The following is a 22,421-nucleotide window of genomic DNA, read 5'->3' on the forward strand; positions in this document are numbered from 1 at the left end:
TTTTATTTTTTTTTGTTTGCGTACTCTTTTTCGATCTTATTGGTTATGTAAAGCTGCTGAGTAATAGACAGTACGTTATTTACTAACCAATAGAGGACCAATCCAGAAGGGAAGAATGCCATAAAGGCAGTCATCATAATTGGCAAAAACTGCATTATCTTTTGTTGCATTGGATCCATGGTTGCAGCTGTGGGTTGTAGCTTTTGCATTCCCCACATAGATATCCCCATAAGTACTGGAAGAATAAATAGAGGATCTTTCGCTGATAAATCATGAATCCAAAAGATAAGCGGAGCATGTCGAATTTCATAACTCTCCATTAATACCCAGTAAAGCGCTAAAAAGACCGGCATTTGTATCAGCAAAGGAAGACAGCCACCCATTGGGTTTACTTTTTCTTTCTTATACATTTCCATCATGGCCATTGACATTTTTTGTCGGTCATCACCAAACCGTTCTTTTAGCTGTTGAAGCTTCGGTTGTAGCATTCGCATTTTTGCAAACGAACGATACTGAGCATTGGCCAATGGGTAGAGACAAATTTTAACCGTAATCGTTACTAAAATTATGGCGAGACCCCAGTTAACGACAAAACCTTGGAAAGTCGTTAATAGCCAAAACAGAGGCTGACCGATCCACCATAAGAATGAGTAATCGACCGTCAAATCGAGACCGTCGGCTAGTTGCTCCAGCGACTCTTGATCTTTAGGGCCTAGGTATAAAGTACTGGTCATTTCTTTTTCAGCTTGAGCGCCGACATTTACCCACTGTTGGATGACTCGGATAATAGATACTTCACCTTGGTTAAGAACGATGGTTGATATTTCATTAACGCTTTCTTGGTCAGGAACCCAAGCAGCGACAAAATAATGCTGTAGGTAAGCAATCCAACCACCTTTAGTGCTCACGTTTAGATCTTTTTCATCCATGTCATCAAACTCGTATTTTTCATAACGAGATTCACTGGTTGAATAGGCCGCGCCTGTATAAGCTTGTAAACCAAAACCACTATTGCTTTCGGTATTTACAAATCGATCACGATTAAATTGATTGAACACTTTGAAGTTCAAAGCATTGTCTGTTTTATTGTTAACGCGATAAGTAACTTTAACTTGATAGGTATGCTCAATTAATTCGAATATTTTATAAAACTCAACACCCGAGTCATTCACCCATTTTAAAGTCACCTTGTTCTGAGAACCGGCTTCAGTGTTCGGAACAACTTGGTAAGTTGCGCGTTGCGCCGTCGCGTCGGGTGCACCATTACCTAAAAGACCACTTTTAGCGACGAAGTTTCGACCGTTAGAATTGGATAAAAGAACCACTTTGGGTTCAGGTTGATTAAGCTTTTGATTAAATTTTAATAATTTAGCTTCAACTACATCACCACCTAGCGTGTCGATTTTGATTTCGACAGAATCATTGTGTAATGAAACATAACTTTGCTCTGCTGTAGTGCTTGTTGTTTTATTATTAGTGACAACTGGAATATCACCGTCTGATTTAATTTCTGAAGGCTCAGCGGGTGGTAAGTCAGATTGAATGACTGGATTAGGTGTTTTTAATGCTTGTTGAGGTGCGTTTTCTTCCTGCCACGTTTGATACAATAAAAAGGTTATAAAACCCAACGCAAGTAACAAAAAGCCGCGTGATGATTCCAACATAATGTTCTCTACTTTTTAATATTTTCTGTATTAGCTTTAAACCAGCTGAACTGTTCGGGCAACGGATCTTCCCCACCATCGTGCAATGGGTGACACTTAGCAATTCTTTTAGTAGTTAACCAGAGCCCTTTTATTACACCAAATCGCTCAATCGCCTGAATAGAGTAACTCGAGCAAGTTGGTTGAAAGCGGCAATTATTGCCTAAAAGCGGGCTGACTGCCACCTGATAACCACGAATAATTAAAATCGCTATCTGGCGCACTTCTTAGCAACCTGTTTCCATATGTGCTGAATAGCCGACTGAATTTTAGCATTATCAAGTTGATTAATGTCACGCCTCACCATGAATACTAAATCAATGTTCGGTAATTGATGCTGCTGTTGACGGAAACACTCTCTAATTAAGCGCTTAATTCGATTTCGGTCGACAGCTAACCTCACTTGCTTTTTAGCTATCGCAAGTCCTAGACGAGGGTGATTTTGAAGATTTGATCTAAAGAGCACTGTGAAGGCTCTATTGCCAACTCTGGTTGGTTGGTCGAATACTTGAGAAAAATCGCTTTTAGAAAGGAGCCGAAGCTCTCGTGCAAAGCTAAATGAGTCAGTTAAAGACTCCACTATCATTCACACGAAAGCATTCGAATAATCGTTTACGCTATCTTAAGCACTAAGTACTTTACGACCTTTAGCGCGGCGACGAGCAAGAACTGCGCGGCCATTCTTAGTTGCCATACGAGCACGGAAACCATGAGTGCGCTTGCGCTTCAGATTGCTTGGTTGAAATGTACGTTTCATAGTTAATAACCTGCGAAAATCAAAGCCAATGGTTGATCCCTAATGGGAAGGGGGCGAAATTCTAAACGATGCTGAACAGCAGATCAATTGCTTTTTCGCTTAAAAATAAAGCAATTACCCGACTGTGAGATTATTTTATGTTCTACCAATGACTCAAACCACTATATAAGAGAAAATTTTAAATTAGGGCCACTAGATATAGTAATTAGTGATTTTTGCTGTGGAAAAAATTATGTGATCAAATCTTTACAAACATAAAAATTAATTAAGTTTTCTAGTATTTTACCGTTTCTAATTCAAAACATTAAAACAACTAATCTACAATTAATCCACAACCCTCCTATTTATATTATTTAATAATAATAAATAAAAAGATCTAATAAGATCTATTATTAGGGTTTTAGATATCTGTGGATAACTAACTAAAAGCTATATTAGACAATAAGTTACAGTAATAATAAGTCTGTATTTTACTTGTCGTTAACCAAGGTATAACAGGGGTATTAAACTTTGATAACTATTGTCTTTTTGATCTTCTAACAATTATCAACAGAAAATCACTAGTCTTTTTCAACAAAATCGTGCAAATATCCACTACCAACTTAAATTAACAAATAAAAGCGAAAACTCAGCTATACATACCTAGTTTAATTTTTATAATTAAATTGTGGAAAATTATGGATCTTTAACACAACAGTGATCTACACTAGTCAGCCGTCTAAAAATAATAACATTTGAGGTTTGAACTTTTGGGTAATCCGCACTGGCAAGAATGTGCATCTCGTTTAAAGGAAGAATTAGCGCCAACGCAGTTCAATACTTGGATCCGTCCGTTAAAAATTGTTGAAGATGAACAAACGATTATCGTAAGTGCACCTAATAGATTTGTATTAGACTGGTTTAAAGAAAATTATCTCAATAAAATCAACAACATACTAAACAGCCTTTCTGAGAATAAAGGTAAAAACGTTGTTTTAAAGATTGTCACTTCAGGCTCGGTAAGTACAACACCAGTAGTGGACTCTTCGCACCAAAAGACACCGCCCGTAAAAGCTCAGTCGAAGAAAATCAAAGAATCATCAAAAGATTCCGGAAAAATAGAAATAGCTCATAAATCTAACTTAAATAGAGAATTTAGTTTTGAGAAGTTTGTTGAGGGGAAGTCTAATCAGCTAGCGACAGCAGCCGCTAAGCAAGTCTCCGAAAACCCAGGCACCGCTTACAACCCACTTTTTATCTATGGCGGAGTAGGTTTGGGTAAGACGCATTTAATGCACGCAGTGGGTAATATCATTCTCGATAACAAGCCAAATGGTAAAGTGATATATCTGCATTCCGAACGTTTTGTAGCAGACATGGTTAAAGCTTTACAGACCAATACGATTGATGAATTTAAGCGTTACTATCGCTCAGTAGATGCATTACTAATTGACGATATTCAATTTTTTGCAAACAAGGAACGATCACAAGAAGAGTTCTTCCATACATTTAATGCGCTTTTAGAAGGAAATCAGCAAGTCATTTTAACTTGTGACAGATATCCAAAAGAAATTGATGGTGTAGAAGAACGCTTAAAATCAAGGTTTGGATGGGGACTAACTGTTTCAATCGAACCACCTGAGTTAGAAACTCGGGTGGCTATTTTGATTTCAAAAGCCGAAGCAATTGGTGTGAAACTGCCCAATGAAGTTGCGTTTTTTATTGCTAAAAGAATTCGCTCGAATGTTCGAGAGTTAGAAGGTGCATTAAAGAGGGTCGTCGCGAACGCTCAGTTCACTGGCAAACCCATAACCATTGAGTTCGTCAAAGAGGCATTGCGAGATTTAATCGCGGCTCAAGATAAGCAAATCAGTATTGAAAATATTCAGAAAACTGTAGCGGAATACTATAAAATCAAGGTAGCTGATTTGTTATCAAAAAGACGCAGCCGGTCGGTTGCTCGTCCACGTCAGGTAGCAATGAGTTTAGCAAAAGAGTTAACCAACCGAAGTTTACCAGAGATAGGCGATGCCTTCGGTGGAAAGGACCATACGACTGTGTTGCATGCCTGTCGTAAAATTAAAGAATTAAAAGACGAAAATTTGGATATTCAAGAAGATTACACCAATCTTCTTAGAACGCTAACAAATTGATTTATAAGGGTTTATATGAAACTTGCGTTGTCACAACAAGCATTGTTCGGACCGTTACAGTTAATCAGTGGAGCCGTAGAAAAGAGGCAAACATTGCCTGTGTTAGCTAATGTTTTGCTTCAAGTAGAAGACGGTAATCTTTCAATTACCGGTACTGATTTAGAAGTAGAAATGATGGCGCATATCCCATTAAGCGGGGAATACGAGCCGGGTGAAGTGACGGTACCCGCGAAAAAGTTAGTAGATATCGTTAAAAGTTTAAATAGCGTAGACAATATTCGACTGGAGTTAGTTGAGAATAAGGTTAAGTTGATAACACCAAAGAGTCGGTTTACGTTATCAACTCTACCAGCGACAGAGTTTCCAAACCTAGAAGAATCTCTTGGTTTAATAGACATCAAACTAGACGTTAATGAGTTAAGAGGGGTGATTGGTAGCACCCAGTTTGCAATGGCGCAGCAAGATGTACGCTATTACTTAAATGGGATGCTGTTTGACTTTAGTCCAGAGCAGAAATTGATTGCAGTGGCGACTGATGGTCATCGACTAGCATTATCAAGCACACCGCTAGAAAGTAGCGTACAAGACCGTCAACAGGCAATTGTACCTAGAAAAGGCGTATTAGAGCTAAGTCGGTTCTTAGCCAGTGTTGATGAAGATATTCAGCTGTCTATCAGTGCAAATCATATTCGCGCTAGCAGTAATCACTTTTCATTTACTTCAAAGCTCGTTGACGGAAAATACCCCGATTATGAAAAAGTTCTTCCAAGAGGTGGTGATAAGTTAGTCGTAGCCAATAAGAATGCATTAAAGGAATCGCTTCAGAAAGCGTCTATTTTATGCAACGAAAAGTTCCGTGGAGTACGCTTTAATCTACAACCTGGGCTAGTACAGATTCACTCAAATAATCCAGAGCAGGAAGAAGCCGAAATAGAGCTAGAGATAGATTACTCTGGACCAGAGTTGGAAATTGGATTTAACGTCAATTATATGTTGGATGTGTTAAATACAACGCAATCTGAGCAAGTTAAGTTAACCTTTTCAGACGCCAACAGCAGTTTGTTGGTAGAAGAGGTAGAAGGCTCATCCAGTGTTTACGTGATTATGCCTATGAGATTGTAATCACTAAATGCTCATACATCAGTTAAGCTTGAGTAATGTAAGGAACATTGCTCGAGCACAACTAACTCTACATCCCAAATTAAATATTATTACTGGCGCTAATGGAGCAGGTAAGTCTAGTTTACTTGAAGCACTCTCCATTATTTCGGCTGGAAAAAGTTTTCGCACAGCCAACATCCGTAAAGTTATTAAAGAAGATACTGAATCATTAACGGTGTTTTGTACGTTAGATGGACCAGATGGCATCCAAAAGATTGGTCTACAACGAGACCTACAAGGTGGTTTTAAAGCTAAGCGTGATGGTAAGAACTTAACTAGATTGGTTGACGTAAGTAAGCAGCTTCCAGTTTTTATCATTTACCCTGGTTTTTATGAGCAGGTAGCGGAAAAAAGAGCAAATCGGTTAAAAGTGTTTGATTGGGGAGTGTTCCACGTGGAACATAACTTTTTCGAGCTATGGTCTAAGTACTCCAAAACGCTAAAACAAAGAAATGCGCTGCTTAAACAAATTAAGTCTAGGGTTAAATCAAACGACCAATTGCTCTTTTGGAATAAGACATTGTCAGCCTTGGGGAATGAACTGAATAAGAGTCGGTTAAGATACATCGATTCAATTTCGACTATATTTCAGGAAACGTTAAGTCATACCAAGCTCAAAGACTCGAATATACAGCTCTCATATTACCGGGGTTTTAACAAGGACCACGACTTTCTTTCTTTGCTAGAGGAGACTTCAGAAAAAGACATCTTGCGAGGTACCACGCAAATAGGCCCTCACAGAGCAGACGTCCGTTTTTTAAGTGGTGGGCAAAATATATTTGAAAAGGCGTCTAGGGGGCAGCAAAAGATGTTGGTCAATGCTCTTCTTATTTCTATGATTAAGCGCTTTTCTGAAGATTCAGGTCGTGCATCGATGGTGTGTTTAGATGACCTTCCATCGGAATTGGATGAATATAACCAAGAAGACCTCATAGCCGCCCTAAGCGCGCTTCCTATGGCACAAATACTTATCACAGTTATCACGGAAAACTCCCTTCCAGAGGCAATTTCAGGGTATAATAGGCACATGTTTCACGTGGAACATGGCATGTTCCAACAGCGAGATTTACAATAATAAAGGTTACTTTATGTCAGAGAATTCAGAATACGGCTCATCCAGTATTAAAGTACTTAAAGGACTCGATGCAGTCCGAAAGCGACCAGGGATGTACATTGGAGATACCGATGATGGAACCGGGCTACATCATATGGTTTTTGAGGTAGTCGATAACTCGATAGATGAAGCGTTAGCCGGTCACTGTAATGACATTAAGGTGACCATTCATACAGACAACTCGGTATCCGTATCGGATGACGGCCGAGGAATTCCTGTTGATATTCACCCAGAGGAGGGCGTTTCTGCTGCTCAAGTTATCATGACTGTATTGCATGCAGGTGGTAAGTTTGATGATAATTCCTATAAAGTTTCTGGTGGACTTCATGGTGTTGGGGTTTCAGTTGTTAATGCGCTTTCTGATGAACTGAAATTAACCATTCGCCGTCAAGGTAAAGTGTTTGAACAAAAATACCATCTCGGCGAACCTCATGCCGAACTTGCTCCAATCGGTGAGACTGACCAAACGGGTACTGAAATTCGCTTTAAACCAAGCCCTGAAATTTTCAGCAACATTGAGTTTCATTACGATATTCTAGCTAAAAGATTACGAGAGTTGTCTTTCTTAAACAGTGGTGTTTCGATTGTATTAACCGATGAGCGTACTGGTAAGACTGATCACTTTAAGTATGAAGGTGGTATTCAAGCTTTTGTAGAATACTTAAACCGCAATAAGACACCCATTCATCAAGAAGTATTTCACTTCACTCTTCAAAGAGAAGAGGATGGCATTGGCGTAGAAGTTTCAATGCAATGGAATGATGGTTATCAAGAGAGCATCTATTGTTTTACAAATAATATTCCACAGCGTGATGGTGGTACTCACTTAGCTGGGTTTAGAGCAGCTTTGACGCGTACACTGAATACCTTTATTGAGAAAGAAGGCCTCAACAAAGGTAAAGTGACCACCTCTGGTGATGATGCTCGAGAAGGTTTAACCGCTGTTATTTCTGTAAAAGTACCTGACCCTAAATTCTCGTCGCAAACTAAAGATAAGCTAGTTTCATCTGAAGTTAAAAGTGCTGTTGAGCAAGCGATGGGGGAGAAGTTCAGTGAGTTTTTATTAGAGAGCCCAGGCGAAGCAAAGACCATCGTTAACAAAATGGTTGAAGCTGCGAGAGCTCGTGAAGCGGCCCGAAAAGCTCGAGAAATGACACGCCGTAAAGGCGCATTAGATATTGCTGGCTTACCCGGTAAGTTAGCTGATTGCCAAGAGAAAGACCCTGCGCTTTCTGAACTTTACATTGTGGAGGGTGATTCTGCGGGCGGCTCTGCTAAGCAGGGACGAAATCGCAAGAATCAAGCAATACTGCCTCTTAAAGGTAAGATACTGAATGTTGAGAAAGCTCGCTTTGATAAAATGCTTTCGTCGGCAGAGGTTGGTACGCTGATTACTGCTCTTGGTTGCGGTATTGGTCGAGACGAATTCAATCCAGAGAAAATTCGATATCATCGAATCATCATTATGACCGATGCTGACGTAGACGGTGCACATATTCGAACCTTACTACTGACTTTCTTTTATCGTCAAATGCCAGAGCTTATCGAAAATGGTTATGTTTATATTGCTCAGCCACCGCTTTATAAAGTTAAAAAGGGTAAACAGGAAACCTATATAAAGGATGATCCTGCTTTAGAAGCTTATTTAACTAATTTAGCGCTAACTGATACGGCTCTGTATGTAAACTCTGAAGCACCGCCATTACAAGGTGAAGCATTGGAGAAGTTAGTAGCCGATTATCGAGATGTTGAAAAAACAATAACTAGGCTAGAACGTCTGTACCCATCAGCGGTTATGAAAAACTTAATGTATTTACCAGAGCTGAAAGCATCAGAAATGTCAGACAAAGGTAAAGTCGAGCAATGGTGTACGGCTCTTTTGGCATCCATCAATAAAGACACTACAGCAGGAGCGGTCCGTTACGAAGTGACAGTTAAAGAAGACGCTGAAAGACATATTTTTGTTCCTGTTGTTAATGTTATCCACCATGGATTAGAGCATCCCTACACCTTTGATCATGACTTTTTTGAATCAAAAGACTATCAGAAAGTCGTATCGATTGGCGAGCATATCGCTGGTTTGGTTGAAGTGGGCGCTTACATACAACGAAAAGAGAGTAAACAAGAAATCTCTACGTTTGAAGACGCCTTAACTTGGCTAATGCTACAGTCTCGACGTGGCTTAAATGTGCAGCGTTATAAAGGTCTTGGTGAGATGAACCCCGATCAATTGTGGGAAACAACCATGGATCCAGAAACACGTCGCATGCTTCAAGTAACCATTGAAGACGCTGTCGGTGCTGACCAGTTATTTACTTGTTTGATGGGCGATCAAGTTGAGCCTCGACGGGAGTTCATTGAAAGTAACGCACTGTCAGTAGCCAACTTAGACGTATAGGTGATCGATAGCCTTTGTATGTGGGATCCTATGATGGCTCCCACATAACAAATTATTTGTTTAGAACTGAATAACTTAAACATTACTAATATAATAAAGTAAGTACTCACTTAATTTTCTCTCTATTTTTAAATATATCTTGCAACTAATCACCTATTAACTTAACCTGATCTACTGGCTTGAATTTAGTGGCTCGTAAAAATCTTAAGCGCTTGTGCGTCTAAAGTATTCGTTTGATCACATGAAATCTCAAGGAGTGCTAACAATATAAGGTTGTTAGTTAGATGGAATAGGATTGAATATATGGGATACAAAGAGAATGCGAGTTATAAGTGAAGACGAAAAGCAGATAATTGAGTCGATAAAAGAGCCAAAGTTAAAAACTAGTTTCTTCAAGCGAACGAAAAAGTCAGATGCCTTACCAGATAACATATTTAGGCTTCGAGAGCTTAAATCGCTCGGGTGCATAAAGTACATTGCAACCTATCTATTTCACTCAAATAAAAAAGTTAGAGAAATAGCTTCTCAGACACTGCATGAGTTATTTTTATCTGTTGAAGACAAAGATCTTAATTGGCTTGATGGCAATTTAAGAGGAGGTTATTACTTTCGTGCAGATTTTTCATCTTGCCGAGTATGGTATGAGTTGCAAGCTGGAATTATCGATACTTTGGACTTTCCCAAGGAACAGCTAAGTTCTGTGCTCAGCATTCTTGCTTGTCATTCGAGTGGTTATGTCAGAGAAGCAGCAATAAAACGCCTGGTAATTATCGACGTAAATGCTGCGATTAGAATGTTGTTTGTTCGGGTGAATGATTGGGTTAAACCAATAAGATTATCTACAACAAAGACGCTGATAAAACTCATTGAGCAACAAGAAGAACAAAGTGTTGTTTGTCATCTTGAGTTATTGGAACAGTTGCGATTGCGTAGCAGACAAGACCACAAGGAGCTAATCTCAACGATCGAAAACCGCTTAAGCTCTCCAAAAGGACTTATCGCATTAATGCAGGCTGTTGAGAAAAGTCACTTTCGAGTTGCTAGATCAGCATTTTCTATTGGAGCGCGTATTGCTGATGAAAAACAAGATTTATTAAAGCTAGGTCTTGTTAATAAAGATGCGGTTATTCGTTCATTGTCGCTTAGAGTCGCAGTTGATTATTTGAATAAAGAGTCGCTCATTGAATATCTGATTGCATGCAGTCGAGACAAGCTTACCCTAATAAAAAAGAAAGCCATTTATAAATTACTGGAAATTGATTCAAAGCTTGCGCGAGAACCACTCATTGAATTTTTGCGTAGTGAAAATGATCAAGTTCGATATTTCGCTCGCTTTTATCTCAATAGAGAAGAAAGCTTTGATTTCGCTGAATTTTACAGAGGCGAACTAAACGAAACTAATATTTCCAAGCTAACCGGGTGCATTTTAGGATTGTCAGAAACTGGTGATGAAAATGATTGTATTTTGTTAGAAAGATTTCAAACACATCATAACCCGAAAGTGAAAGGTGCAGTGGTTAAAGCCAGAGGCATGTTAGTTAAAGGAAGTCATCAATGGCTTATAGACAGACTCATAAATGGCAGTGTTGAAGAAGTTAAGGCTTCATGTGATGTCTTGCAGAAATTAAATGAATACGAAAATGAAGAGCTGGAAGCACTACATGATGATTATTTTGATGGCGCAACAGGTCGAGCGATTCGTAGATTAGTCTTGAAACGAGATTATTGGCGATATATAGAGTTGTTATTAAGGGCCATCGTAAAATCTGCTGACCGAGAATTCGAAGTATATGCATCTCAAATCAGTAGCTGGTTAAGTAAGTATGGATGGAAGCAATGGTATGTAAAACCGAAGGATGGCGTGCTTCTTAGAATCATCAGGTTAATTGATACAATTGAAAGTACACGCGGCATAGATAAGAAACTACTTGAAATTAAAGCTCTCGCAAAAGATTTAGAATCGAGAGATTTATAATAAATTTTAAAGGTCAATAATGATGTTAGTCCAATGTTTAAAAGGTGCTCTCTTTTAGGTATTTACCTAATGGAGAGCATAATGAAAAGAGAAATACGCCTTATTAAGGCATTTGGAAAAAATGAATTCGGATTAGCTGATATCCCTTAAAAGATATCAGGTGTGACAATCTCACGGATAGTTATTGGAGAGGAGTCAGGTTGTTCACGTTGTTTCCCTCATGGCTATGAGACAATAAACAACCGATATTCTAAACAACAAAGAAGTTGGAAAAAGCAGCGATTAACACAATGGAAGGTTGAGAAGTGATATGAACAACATTAAATTCACAGTCAAAGCAGATGTCGAAGAGTATGAAGTTGAACTCTATGGCAGCTTCCAAACTAAGGGATTTTCAGGTAAAGGTAGTGGTTATTTCGGCATATCTCAGGTCATTGAGTTTTGTCAAAAAGCTGAGAAAATTGCAGAAACCATGGATGAAAAAGCTGAATTAGCCGGATTAACACGAAGATCGGATGGGAGCATATTTTTAGAGACATTTGTAATTCGAGTTTATCCATTAAGTACAAGCAAGTTAAATGGTGTCGTTGGCATTCATATAACTCTTGGCGAATATCCATCTTCGGATTGTCGGGAGGAGGAAAAATTAAAAGTTTCTGGTGAAATACAAACTCGAAACCAGCATTTACTCCAATTTTCTAAGGATATTAGGGCGCTTCTTTCTGGAAGTGTAAAAGAAGTAATATTAGATAAAGGAGTGGATATTATCTAAACAGGGAGAAGAATAAAGATGACTAACTTTTCTAAAGACGATATTAAAGTTATAACCTGGGACGAAGGAGTTCGTAAAAGAAGGGAGATGTATTTTGGTGATGCCGCGGTAAATGGTGAAGAAATTTGCGAAGCTATCAAATATCCAGCTGTCGTTCTTGGCTCAAAGGAATCCTTAATTATTAAGCTAGGAGACTGGCATTACTTTTGTTCGGATATTGATTGGCTATTTTTATCTGAGCATGAAATAGAAAATGTTCGCTCTGTCTTTGAAAGCCCGCGCCCATTTCCTGAAGGCGGCAGTCCCAACTCCTATAGAACAGAATCTTTATGTTTACCATTTTCTACTGATGCATTTACTGTATCTAAAGATGATAGAGTACTCCTTAAAGGAAAATATCCTCCAGGTGAGTTATTGGAAAATCATCTTAATGAATTAGGAAGTTGGGGACGTATAGTAGGATTTAAATTTGATAAAAACGCATGAACTCGAGTAAAACAAAAGAACTAACAACATTAGTGCATTCCGAAGAGCTGCTTTGCGATGTACTTAGAAAAGCATCAATACCAGAATCCGACGAATCCTATTCGTTGACTGTTTTAGTTGCGCTTTATAAACATATTGAAAAACAAAAATGGGTTGGTGAAGTGGTAGCAAATATTTTGAATTCGGGAGACTGTAAATAACTCTGTGTAACTGTCTATTATTAACCTATTGAATAGGAGATGATAGACCTATGGACAAGAAAGAGGTTGAAGCCTGGGCTCGTAAAGCAGCCAAAGGCATAAAGACTGAAGAAGAGTTAAATGACTTTCGTCAGATGCTGACGAAGGTCACTGTCGAAACCGCTTTGAATGCAGAGCTTGATGAGCATTTGGGCTATGAAAGACACGCTCAGTCAGATTCTGATAATTATCGGAACGGCTATACACCGAAAACGCTTCTTACCGAAGATGGCCCACTCTCAATTGAAACGCCACGAGACCGGCAAGGCACATTCGAACCCCAGTTAGTCAAGAAGCAGCAAACTCGCTTCACTACGATGGACGAGAAAATCCTGAGCCTTTACGCCAAAGGGATGACGACTCGAGAAATCGTAGCCACGTTCAAAGACATGTATGATGCCGACGTCTCGCCCACATTGATTTCAAAAGTCACCAATGCAGTTATTGAGCAAGTCATTGAATGGCAGTCACGCCCACTAGATTCAATTTACCCCATCGTTTATCTGGACTGTATCGTGCTAAAAATTCGGCAAGATAAACAAGTCATCAACAAGTGCGTTTACTTGGCGCTAGGCGTCACTATGGAAGGCCACAAAGAGCTTTTAGGCTTGTGGTTATCAGAAAACGAGGGGGCTAAATTCTGGCTCAACGTTTTAACTGAACTTCAAAATCGAGGAGTTAAAGATATTCTCATTGCTTGTGTTGACGGTTTAAAAGGGTTTCCTGACGCCATCAACTCGGCTTATCCCGAAACGCAAGTACAGCTTTGTATAGTGCACATGATTCGAAACTCCGTTCGCTATGTTCCCTGGAAAGACTACAAGGCCGTGACAGCGGATTTAAAGCGCATTTATCAGTCAGCCACTGAAGAAGATGCGCTGCTTGCGTTAGAGCAATTCTCTGAGCGTTGGGACGATAAGTATCCGCAAATCAGTCGCTCCTGGAAAACTCATTGGCACAATCTAAATACGTTATTTAATTATCCGCCTGAAATACGCAAAGCCATTTATACGACCAATGCCATTGAGTCGCTCAACAGTGTGATTCGAAAGTCGATTAAGAAGCGAAAGCTCTTTCCATCAGATGACTCCGCCAAAAAAGTGGTTTATCTAGCGATTATGGACGCTTCGAAAAAATGGACTATGCCTATTAGAAATTGGAAAGCGGCCTTAAATCATTTTATGATTGTATTTGATGGCCGCTTAGATGACTATGTTTGAACTGGCAGTTACACAGAATAATTTACAGGGTCGAATTCGGACTTAGATGAACTCGGACACCTCGGTGCATTTGCTCACCCCGAAAATTTACCCCAAGAAGGCGATGTCCCTGGTCTGAAAGATTGGACTTACTACTTTCATGGAAATGGTTGTTGCTTAACTCATGTTGACGGCACTTCCATAGATGTTGATTTTCCAGATGGTCGATCTGACGTAGTAGATCCTTATTTCTTTGGAAATTATCTACAAAGTATTCCTAATCCCACATACTTACAATCAAGATTAGCCAAGTCAGAACCATTTGAGAGTAGTTGGACGGTTGAGCTACCTGTATTAAAAGAGAATGGATGGATTTCTTCAGCTCATCAATTCTCTTTAACTAGTGAAGGTTTAGCTCAAGCCCTGAAGTATGTTGATTTGTGGGATGAAGTTGAAGGCAATCAAAATCTCTTTGCAAAAGCGCATGCTTCGGTTCTTTTAGGGGATTTTTCCCTAGCTAGATTGATTTTAAGACGAACCGAAAGTTCGACAGCGATCGAGATAATTGAGAAGTTAGCGGACGAATATGAAGCAAAGCGCTTTCTATATCTTATTCAACAAGCTAAGGGAAAAGAAGGTTCTGAATTAAAAGACATATACAAGTCGGCCGCATCGCTTGGAGAATCTTTTGCCGATAGAGTTGTAGGGCTGGCTTTTAAGAGAGGGAAGATGGATTCAATGATGTTGTTCATTGTTGAGCTCATGGATAAGCTCTCCCCTGAAAAATACTCGAAGCAGTTAGAGTTATTGATTTCAAAGGCTTGGCGCGGAAAACCACCTCAGCCGGCCATTCGCATTTATTCGATAAGAGCTTTGATGTCTATATACGATCAAGAGTCGCTTCCTATCAAATTGCGGAAAAAATTTATGAAGGCGCTTAGTAAAAGATTAGATAAAATGGGAGATGATGCTGGAAAGTTCTTATATCTGATTGATCAGAAAGAAGGCCTGAACCTCTTATCTAAATGTTTGAGTTCAGATGTTCCTATTGTTAGAGACGGCGCAGTTACTACGCTAGCAACAATAGGTACGTCTGAATCCATCAAGATACTAAGATCACATGGCTCGATTACTACCGAAACAATGTTAGCTATTTTAGAAGGAGCTGATATTGCGAAAGTCATCCCTTTGGGAAAAGAAGTTCAAATAGGAGATAAAAGAGCGCGAACTTATACTTTTGAGGAGATAGAGGACGCTAATAGGGAAAGTAATTTGAGGTACTATTACGAGGAATCGCTGGAAGAATACCGACCATTATTGGAACGATGGAAAAAAGCCTAACTTAGTATTCTAGATAGTAGCATCTAACCTATTGATTTATCTGGTTTTTCACAAATAGCAGGATTTGATAAGATAATTTGCATTAATTCCTGGATTTTATATCTGGCCTACAATCCGGAAATTTATGAAAATGCTTTATTAATCAGCGTGTTAGTTTTTCACGGATTATAGGATCCGACACGATCGCATTTGTAGGGATCGAATACGCTTTCTTTTTGAGAATAGTCAGTATTCGATCCTTATTAATTAAGTTATTCGTCAAGCCAAATGCGATCAATCTTAAGGTAACCTCCTATGTTCCCCCTCATTTGAACGGTAATTTTTCGTTTCGTCGATTGAGCGGCAAGAGCGGTAGAGTAGAAAAGTTTTGCGAATTCGTTCTGGGTATCAAGTGATACCGCACCGGCAAATTTAGAGGTCGCAGTAAAGCCGGCTACATCCCACTCACCATCATCCATCTGAGTATCGAAATAAAGTAAAATAATATTGTCGTTGTTAACATAAATCCTACTGATTTTTCCTGTGTATTGGCAGTATCCAGCTGACGCCGCATAGCATTTTGGTTTATCTGCAAAAGTTAGGGTAGTGAACAACAAAATAAAGGTTGTTAGTAGTACCTTTGAAATCATATTCTGTATTGCTCTTTATTAGGTTTCTGAAACAAGGATTATAACTTATCTGCTATTGCGCTGTTGCTGGTGTTTTCCAGTAAGGGACTTTCTCACAGTAGAATTAATGTTAGCTAAACTTTAGGTTCAGAAGTTGTTAACGTCATCCACCAGTGACAGCAGAAAAAAACCAAACAGAAGCTACAAGAGCTTTTCACGAATAGATATTTTTCAAAGACTTTCGCAGCAATGATGAGATCCTACATTTGCAATAGGTTGCTCTAATTAACAAGTGTAATGTAAGTAAGTATTAACTTAATCTCTAACTACTCTACTAAATTAGTAGCGTCTTAGCGGCCTTTCAGTTTATGACTTTCTGATAAAGTTTTTTTGTAAAACCGACCTAGTGATTTATCTTTCGCTCGCTTTTGCGCTAAAGTCGCAGAATTTAAGTCATTTTCTCTAACCAACTTATGGAAGTTATCGAGTCTCCGTTGGTCAAGTTTGCCTTGAATGACTGCTTGCTTTACTGCACACCCCGGTTCTTGCTGATGCTGACAGTCTTTGTATCGGCAATTCTCAGACAGCTTTTCGATATCGTGAAATGTTTTAGAAATTCCTTCCTCGCTATCAGTAATTTTAATTTCGCGCATACCAGGTGTGTCGATAATTACACCTCCACTATTAAGTAAAATTAATGAACGATGAGTGGTTGTGTGCCTTCCCTTAGAATCATCTTCTCTGATTGATCCTGTTGCAAGCATATTACCGTTTGTCAGAGTATTTATTAAAGTCGATTTCCCAACGCCTGAAGAACCGATAACGCATACCGTATCGGTTGTTTTGATAAATGATGACAACGCTGATATTGATTCTGTATCTAACGCATTAACTGCGACGACTGAAAGAAGAGGATCAAGATTTTGAACGTCAGCTACAAATCGACTGGGCTCTTCGCATAAATCTGATTTTGTTAAAACAATAACGGCATCGGCTTCAGATGAATGTACCAGTGCCAAATATCGTTCTATACGACTTAGATTAAAGTCATCGTTCATTGAGCTCACGATAAACGCAGTATCGATATTACTGGCGATTAACTGCTTCTGGATTTTAGTACCGGCTGACTTCCTTTCAAATTTTGATTTGCGATCGAGAACTCTTAACAACCGATTTTCATGATCAAGCAGCAACCAGTCTCCAACAACTATTTCTGGCGTTGACTTTAAAATTGGCACTTTAAAAACGTCTTGACCGTTAGAAACGACAAGCTCTGACCGATGCTGTTCTACAACCCTAACACAGAGGCTCGTTTCATACTCTTCTATTGTAAGTTGTTGTTGAAAAAATGGCTTCCAACCGAGTTTTAATAGTAAAGAGTAATTGATCATGAAACCGACCTTAGAATTTAAAAACTAGCGTTAAAATGAATCACAAGAGTCGTCCAGGCGCTCGTCTAAATTATCATATTCAATCCAAACAAAACCATTTTCAGCAAGCTTTTCCTTGAAAGATTGCAAATATCTTTGAGTATCTAGGCTAAATTCTTTCGAGTAATTCTCTAATTTATCTGACGTGAAGTCCAATGTACCGAATTGACCTTGAAAGGCACTATCTATTATTGAGTAGTACGAAAATCGTTCATTCTTCCACGCTATGACTTCAGAGTTAGCAAGGTTTTCATGTGCTTGCCGATAGGCCATACGTAGATCTATGCCTCTTATCATATATTGAAACGCCCAAATCTTTCCCTTTCGTGCCGAACTTAGTAGTAAAGACTGTCCTTTATCAAACAAGTTTGAATCAAAAGAAAGCTCTTTAATTGCATTGCTTTGAGGACTAATCTCGCGCCAATCTAACAAGGTAACGCTATCGTTTACAACCGTTGCAATTGGGAGCTCATGGATGTCGTGTACTTCTAACCCAAACGCTGAATACAGTATCTTTATTCCAGCGAAATACTCCGCATCGACATCACTTGGTGCCATTAAGGTTAGATCCTTGATGGAATAATCAAGATAAATCGGTCTTCGTTCAGGATTGTCTTGATAACGAAAGAGTCCTATGGATTCTAGTTCACTAAAATATTGAGAGATTTCTTGAAGGTTATACTCAAATACTTCTTTACAGGTAGAAATCTCCTCACCAGAACGACTTATGTCATCTAAGCTAACACGAACATTTATGTGAGAGTCTTTCTTATTGCTTGTGGTCGACCCCTCGTTACTCACTAAAGTCACTAATTGATTGTTCTTAGCTGAAGAGTCTGGCTTAGAGCCATCATCATTAACGCTTATTAAAGGTTCTAGAAATATGACAAAAAAGAGTATCAGTCCTAAAACTAATACGAACCTTTTCATCAATTAGAACCCTTACTAGAAGTATCTTGATATTCTTTTGCGGTTAATCCAAACTGTGCTTTGAAGCATTTGGAAAAATAAGCTTGTGAGTTAAACCCTACGGCAAAAGCGACTTCCGAAACTCGCAAGCCTTTCCTCAACTCACCTTTAGATTTATTTAATCTAAAGTTCCTTAAATAATCACTTGGTGAACGATCTACCAGCGCTTTGAGTTTTCTCTGCAGTTGTCTCTCACTCATCGCTACTACATCTGACAATCTAGAAATTTCCAGTTCAGGATCGCTATAATTCTCTTCAAAGAATGATTTAATCTTTTCAATAAACGCTTGATCCTTCTCGTTAAGACCATTTCCCGAACCCCAATGAATTTCTTCGGATGAGTCTATGTTTGTCGCAAAACGATTTCTTAAAATACTGCGAATCGATAATAAATTCTCCAAACGGATAATCAACTCGTCTTGATCAAAGGGTTTTGTTAGGTATTCATCAGCTCGTTGTTTCCATCCTTGAATACGACTCTCTTTATCACCGCGAGCGGTGAGTAAAATGACAGGTATATGAGAAGTTATCGAGTCTTCTTTTATCTGCTCGCTTAACTCATAGCCATTCATCTCTGGCATCATAACGTCACTAATAATAATATCAGGTACGTATTGAATAGCTTTAGCGAGGCCTTCCTTTCCATTGGCAGCACTGAGAGTAGTAAATTTATTTTTTAAAGAGTCTATTATGAACTCTCTCATGTCTTTATTATCTTCGACGACTAGCACGGTTGGAGAAGCCGAGTTCGGTTCTTGTTTAGACAGATCGTCATATTCACGAACATTAGTTGGTTCATTGTCTCGAATACTTTCAAGTTCCATCTTAAGTAATTCGGTATTTGCCTGCGAGTGAGACATATTTGAGTCGTTGACTAAACTTCCTAACAATCTGATTTCAAATGATGTTCCTACGCCAGGCTCACTGAATACTTTTATCTCTCCATGATGAGCATCAACGAGTTGTTTGACTAAGGCAAGACCAATACCCGCGCCGACGATATTTTCACTGTGCTCATCGATAACTCTGTTAAATCGCTCAAAAATAGCGTCTTGCATTTCGTAAGGAATTCCGATGCCAGTATCACTGACACGCACTAAAACGTCACCATTATTCTCTGAAGTAACCGACAACTCTATCTTTCCATTTGCCTTGGTATATTTAACGGCATTAGATAATAGGTTTAATAAAATCTTTTCAAACGCGTCTATAGTAAAGCTTATTTGAATATCATCCACCTTTAACAAATGAAATTCTATGTCTTTTTCTTTGGCCAATGCTCTGAAATTTTCTGAGACCAACTCTGTGATGGGTTTAATTTCTACGATTCCATAATTGGTAATTTGATCGAGCTTGAACTTCTCTAAATTTAAAATTTGGTCCACCATTCTTAAAACTCGAAAGCCATTTCTTTTAACCAATTCTAGAGATTTTCTAGTACTGCTTCGTATATTACTTCTAAGTAACTTTTGTATTGGGCCTAAAATTAAAGTAATAGGTGTTCTGAACTCGTGAGAAATATTGGCAAACTCAACATTTTTTTGCGCAAGAAGTTGCTCAACACGTCTTTTCTCGGTAGCCAACTGATCGGTTCGTATGTTGACCATCTCCTCCAACTGTTTGGATCGGTTTTTTATTTGCAACGTTCTTAAATGATGCACCCATACAACCAGAATCACTATGCATAGTAAATAAAGTGCATAAGCCCACCAAGTTGCCCATAAGGGTGGTTTGACCGTGATGGCAAGCTCTTTAATTGTATTGCTCCATTGGCCGTCAGGATTTCTACCGATAATTTGAAACGTATAATTTCCCGAAGGAAAGTAATTGTAATAGGCCTGTCCTGAGTTTCCGTTATCGACACTCCAGTTTTGATCCAGCTCTTTAATACGATATCTAATTTTTGAAGCCTTTGGATCTGAGTAGCTGAGTACAGAAAATTGAATATTAAGTGTGCCTTCATTGTAGTCCATCGATATAGACGGGGTATCATCATCAAGGTACATTGTCTCGAAGGTTTTTATTAACTGATTATCTGTTCCAAATAACCTAGCCGAGGAAATAATGGTGGTAGGCGCTATTATTCTCGGTGATGAATTTAATTTTGGAATGAGTAACAGACCTTCATAGCTTCCCAATAAAACATTTCCATTATCATCACTGAGACAATGTTTTCCCGTTAACCCTTTCTCTGGTATACCTTCTGTCAAACGATAGCTCTGAATCCCGACGTCTTCTTGACGTAAAAGAGTGCCTTTTTGCTTTGAAAAATATATTGAGCTAGGACCGGAAATTAGACAACCAATGTTATCGGAGATCAGTTCGACTCTAATACTTTCATTGTTCAAGTAATTGTATTCGGTTAAATAATGACTTCCATTAAACACCAAGACGCGATTATCAGAAGTGGTTTGCATATTGGTAAATGGTCTAGAGCTCTGCGTATTTAAAACCTTTGTTAATCTTTGGGAGCTCAGGTCGAATACAAACAACCCTTTTTTCTGATAAAGTATAAAAACCTTGTCTTTTTCTTTGCTAATTCCAATATCGATTGCTGATCGTCGAAAGTCACCGAGTAGAATGTTTTCTTGAGAAAAGAAAGGGTGATCAGTGTTGTCTTGCTGGTTAATTTTAACGCCGTTCTCTCCAGCCAGAAACCAAAGATCTCTATTGTTATCTTGCAGCACCTCTTTGGTAGGTAATCTTGACTTTATACGTTGATTCGTTAGCGTACCGTTTTCTTCTAGAGTTGAAAATCCATTATCTCTACCAATCAAAACTTGATTATCCACACCGACGTGGAGATCATAAAATCCACCTAAATTGTTATCACTCTTGGAAATTAAGGTCTTAACAACTGGAATACTCTTAGTTTTATCTATTATTGAAAGTTGAGTCGGCGTTGCAATATATATTGAGTTATTTGATATTAATAAACCGGTAATCTCTTGATAATTAGCTAACGTGTTAGTTTCATCGATGGTCACGGTTCTAACTCGATAAATACTGTTAGGAATTTTGTGTAATCCACCATCTTGGAACGACGCCCAAACGTTTGCCTCATTATCGACGAGCACACTTAAAGGTCTTGATTCGTTGCTCTCTAAATACTTATTTATTGTTGGAGCAAACGTTTGTGCAAACTCGAAATTCGAATCAACCAAATATAAATTACTCTCTGTGCTTAACCACCAACCACCATCAAAGTTCTTTGCTATTTTTTGAACCTGTCCGGTGAGGCCTGAAATACGTATTTCCCTAAATTTATAGTTATTACGATTGATTGCGAAGACGCCACTATCCGTCGCGACTATCATTTCATCGTTATTAAGTACGGCGATAGAATTGATAAAGTCACTCGGGAAGTGATGTGGGTTGTTTTTATGATTAGATAAGTGAGTGAAGTCGTTTCTGACTGGATCAAAGTGAACTAAACCACCGGCGGAAGTGCCTATCCATAACTTACCTTGACGATCTTCTTTTAAAGTATAAGCCCATATATCAAGATTATTATACGAAAACTGCTTGAACCAAGGTTTGTAAATATTGAACGCATCCTTTTCAGCATCGTATAAATAAATACCACTATTTTTCGCTACCCAAACTCTTTCTTGGGAGTCGACGAGCACATCGTAAATTCGGTTATTAACATAGGTCGTTTCATCTGCTGAATCTCTCAAATAATGAGAAATCTGCAGCGTCCTTTTATCGAGTTTCAAAAGCCCATTGACGGTTGCGATCCATAGAAAGTTTTTTGAATCGTCAATGTTAAGTATCTCGTTTAGAGAAAGATCGTCGATGCGGTCAGATTTTGGATTTACTAAACGTGCTGACGTCCCGTCGTAGCTGACTAACCCATCTTGCGTTGCAAACCACATTAACCCTAATTGGTCTTGAAAGATAACACTGATGTTTTCCATAGGAGTAATGGAGGGAACTTCCACGGGTATTAATTTAATTTTCTGTACAGGATAATGGAAGCGAGCTTGAGCAAATATCTCATAAAAAAATACTTGATAGCAAAGTAGAGTTATAAATACAGCAATCGCTGGCTTTTTCATTAATTATTTTTTGGGAAAGCTGAAATAGAGAACTTACTGTAAAGAAGGAATGGTCTAACATCAATAGTAATTATTG

17 protein-coding genes and 1 pseudogene are annotated in these 22,421 nt (G+C 38.7%); 10 read left to right on the forward strand and 8 right to left on the reverse strand.

Annotated elements, in window-relative coordinates:
* Positions 1-2 precede the first annotated feature (2 nt).
* The 4 genes from yidC to rpmH are packed head-to-tail and all read right to left on the reverse strand — an operon-like array spanning position 3 to position 2,460.
* Complete coding sequence (gene yidC, locus Q9312_RS12460; RefSeq protein ID WP_309201182.1) at positions 3-1,664, reverse strand: membrane protein insertase YidC; 1,662 nt, start codon at positions 1,662-1,664, stop codon at positions 3-5.
* Positions 1,665-1,672: 8 nt separating this feature from the next.
* Positions 1,673-1,927: a membrane protein insertion efficiency factor YidD gene (gene yidD, locus Q9312_RS12465; RefSeq protein ID WP_309201183.1), complete on the reverse strand. Its 255-nt coding sequence runs from the start codon at positions 1,925-1,927 to the stop codon at positions 1,673-1,675.
* On the reverse strand, positions 1,915-2,289 hold the full coding sequence (gene rnpA / locus Q9312_RS19450; protein ID WP_353961536.1) for a ribonuclease P protein component: 375 nt from the start codon (positions 2,287-2,289) through the stop codon (positions 1,915-1,917). The genes yidD and rnpA overlap by 13 nt, the downstream gene beginning before the upstream one ends.
* Before the next feature lie 36 nt (positions 2,290-2,325).
* A complete protein-coding gene (gene rpmH, locus Q9312_RS12470) occupies positions 2,326-2,460 on the reverse strand; it encodes a 50S ribosomal protein L34 (protein WP_109764645.1) in 135 nt (44 codons plus the stop codon).
* A gap of 749 nt (positions 2,461-3,209) precedes the next feature.
* Between rpmH and dnaA the strand changes: the two genes are divergently transcribed.
* The 10 genes and pseudogenes from dnaA (at position 3,210) to Q9312_RS12515 (ending at position 15,277) form a co-directional block, all read left to right on the forward strand.
* Entirely contained in the window at positions 3,210-4,592 is a 1,383-nt protein-coding gene (gene dnaA / locus Q9312_RS12475; protein ID WP_309201184.1) for a chromosomal replication initiator protein DnaA, read from the forward strand.
* A gap of 15 nt (positions 4,593-4,607) precedes the next feature.
* Entirely contained in the window at positions 4,608-5,714 is a 1,107-nt protein-coding gene (gene dnaN / locus Q9312_RS12480; RefSeq protein ID WP_309201185.1) for a DNA polymerase III subunit beta, read from the forward strand.
* Positions 5,715-5,721: 7 nt separating this feature from the next.
* Entirely contained in the window at positions 5,722-6,828 is a 1,107-nt protein-coding gene (gene recF, locus Q9312_RS12485) for a DNA replication/repair protein RecF (protein ID WP_309201186.1), read from the forward strand.
* Between the two features lie 13 nt (positions 6,829-6,841).
* On the forward strand, positions 6,842-9,265 hold the full coding sequence (gene gyrB / locus Q9312_RS12490) for a DNA topoisomerase (ATP-hydrolyzing) subunit B (protein ID WP_309201187.1): 2,424 nt from the start codon (positions 6,842-6,844) through the stop codon (positions 9,263-9,265).
* Between the two features lie 295 nt (positions 9,266-9,560).
* Positions 9,561-11,240, forward strand: a complete 1,680-nt coding sequence (locus tag Q9312_RS12495) for a HEAT repeat domain-containing protein (RefSeq protein ID WP_309201188.1) — start codon at positions 9,561-9,563, stop codon at positions 11,238-11,240.
* A 310-nt stretch (positions 11,241-11,550) separates the two neighbouring features.
* Complete coding sequence (locus Q9312_RS12500; protein WP_309201189.1) at positions 11,551-12,012, forward strand: hypothetical protein; 462 nt, start codon at positions 11,551-11,553, stop codon at positions 12,010-12,012.
* An 18-nt stretch (positions 12,013-12,030) separates the two neighbouring features.
* On the forward strand, positions 12,031-12,498 hold the full coding sequence (locus Q9312_RS12505; protein WP_309201190.1) for a hypothetical protein: 468 nt from the start codon (positions 12,031-12,033) through the stop codon (positions 12,496-12,498).
* Between the two features lie 250 nt (positions 12,499-12,748).
* On the forward strand, positions 12,749-13,957 hold the full coding sequence (locus Q9312_RS12510; protein ID WP_309201191.1) for an IS256 family transposase: 1,209 nt from the start codon (positions 12,749-12,751) through the stop codon (positions 13,955-13,957).
* A 93-nt stretch (positions 13,958-14,050) separates the two neighbouring features.
* Positions 14,051-14,218, forward strand: a pseudogene (locus Q9312_RS19480) (DUF6896 domain-containing protein); the annotation flags it as partial.
* Between the two features lie 156 nt (positions 14,219-14,374).
* Positions 14,375-15,277, forward strand: coding sequence for a hypothetical protein (locus tag Q9312_RS12515; RefSeq protein ID WP_309201192.1), 903 nt, complete (start codon positions 14,375-14,377; stop codon positions 15,275-15,277).
* A gap of 251 nt (positions 15,278-15,528) precedes the next feature.
* On the opposite strand, the gene Q9312_RS12520 is transcribed toward Q9312_RS12515, so the two are convergent.
* The 4 genes from Q9312_RS12520 to Q9312_RS12535 form a co-directional block, all read right to left on the reverse strand.
* Positions 15,529-15,906, reverse strand: coding sequence for a hypothetical protein (locus Q9312_RS12520; protein WP_309201193.1), 378 nt, complete (start codon positions 15,904-15,906; stop codon positions 15,529-15,531).
* 329 nt (positions 15,907-16,235) lie between these two features.
* On the reverse strand, positions 16,236-17,276 hold the full coding sequence (gene rsgA / locus Q9312_RS12525; RefSeq protein ID WP_309201194.1) for a ribosome small subunit-dependent GTPase A: 1,041 nt from the start codon (positions 17,274-17,276) through the stop codon (positions 16,236-16,238).
* A 30-nt stretch (positions 17,277-17,306) separates the two neighbouring features.
* A complete protein-coding gene (locus tag Q9312_RS12530) occupies positions 17,307-18,245 on the reverse strand; it encodes a hypothetical protein (RefSeq protein WP_309201195.1) in 939 nt (312 codons plus the stop codon).
* Positions 18,245-22,345 (reverse strand): hybrid sensor histidine kinase/response regulator transcription factor, encoded by a 4,101-nt coding sequence (locus Q9312_RS12535; protein WP_309201196.1) that lies wholly within the window; start codon positions 22,343-22,345, stop codon positions 18,245-18,247. Before Q9312_RS12535 ends, Q9312_RS12530 begins: the two co-directional genes overlap by 1 nt.
* Between the last annotated feature and the right edge of the window lie 76 nt (positions 22,346-22,421).

Origin of the sequence: Pleionea litopenaei, from assembly GCF_031198435.1 — a bacterium.
GTDB classification, from domain to species: Bacteria; Pseudomonadota; Gammaproteobacteria; order Enterobacterales; family Kangiellaceae; genus Pleionea; species Pleionea litopenaei.

Coding starts and splice junctions, on each gene's coding strand:
- yidC (WP_309201182.1), bottom strand. CDS start 1,664: ATGTTGGAATCATCACGCGGCTTTTTGTTACTTGCGTTGGGTTTTATA.
- rnpA (WP_353961536.1), bottom strand. CDS start 2,289: ATGATAGTGGAGTCTTTAACTGACTCATTTAGCTTTGCACGAGAGCTT.
- rpmH (WP_109764645.1), bottom strand. CDS start 2,460: ATGAAACGTACATTTCAACCAAGCAATCTGAAGCGCAAGCGCACTCAT.
- dnaN (WP_309201185.1), top strand. CDS start 4,608: ATGAAACTTGCGTTGTCACAACAAGCATTGTTCGGACCGTTACAGTTA.
- recF (WP_309201186.1), top strand. CDS start 5,722: ATGCTCATACATCAGTTAAGCTTGAGTAATGTAAGGAACATTGCTCGA.
- gyrB (WP_309201187.1), top strand. CDS start 6,842: ATGTCAGAGAATTCAGAATACGGCTCATCCAGTATTAAAGTACTTAAA.
- Q9312_RS12500 (WP_309201189.1), top strand. CDS start 11,551: ATGAACAACATTAAATTCACAGTCAAAGCAGATGTCGAAGAGTATGAA.
- Q9312_RS12505 (WP_309201190.1), top strand. CDS start 12,031: ATGACTAACTTTTCTAAAGACGATATTAAAGTTATAACCTGGGACGAA.
- Q9312_RS12510 (WP_309201191.1), top strand. CDS start 12,749: ATGGACAAGAAAGAGGTTGAAGCCTGGGCTCGTAAAGCAGCCAAAGGC.
- Q9312_RS12520 (WP_309201193.1), bottom strand. CDS start 15,906: ATGATTTCAAAGGTACTACTAACAACCTTTATTTTGTTGTTCACTACC.
- rsgA (WP_309201194.1), bottom strand. CDS start 17,276: ATGATCAATTACTCTTTACTATTAAAACTCGGTTGGAAGCCATTTTTT.
- Q9312_RS12530 (WP_309201195.1), bottom strand. CDS start 18,245: ATGAAAAGGTTCGTATTAGTTTTAGGACTGATACTCTTTTTTGTCATA.
- Q9312_RS12535 (WP_309201196.1), bottom strand. CDS start 22,345: ATGAAAAAGCCAGCGATTGCTGTATTTATAACTCTACTTTGCTATCAA.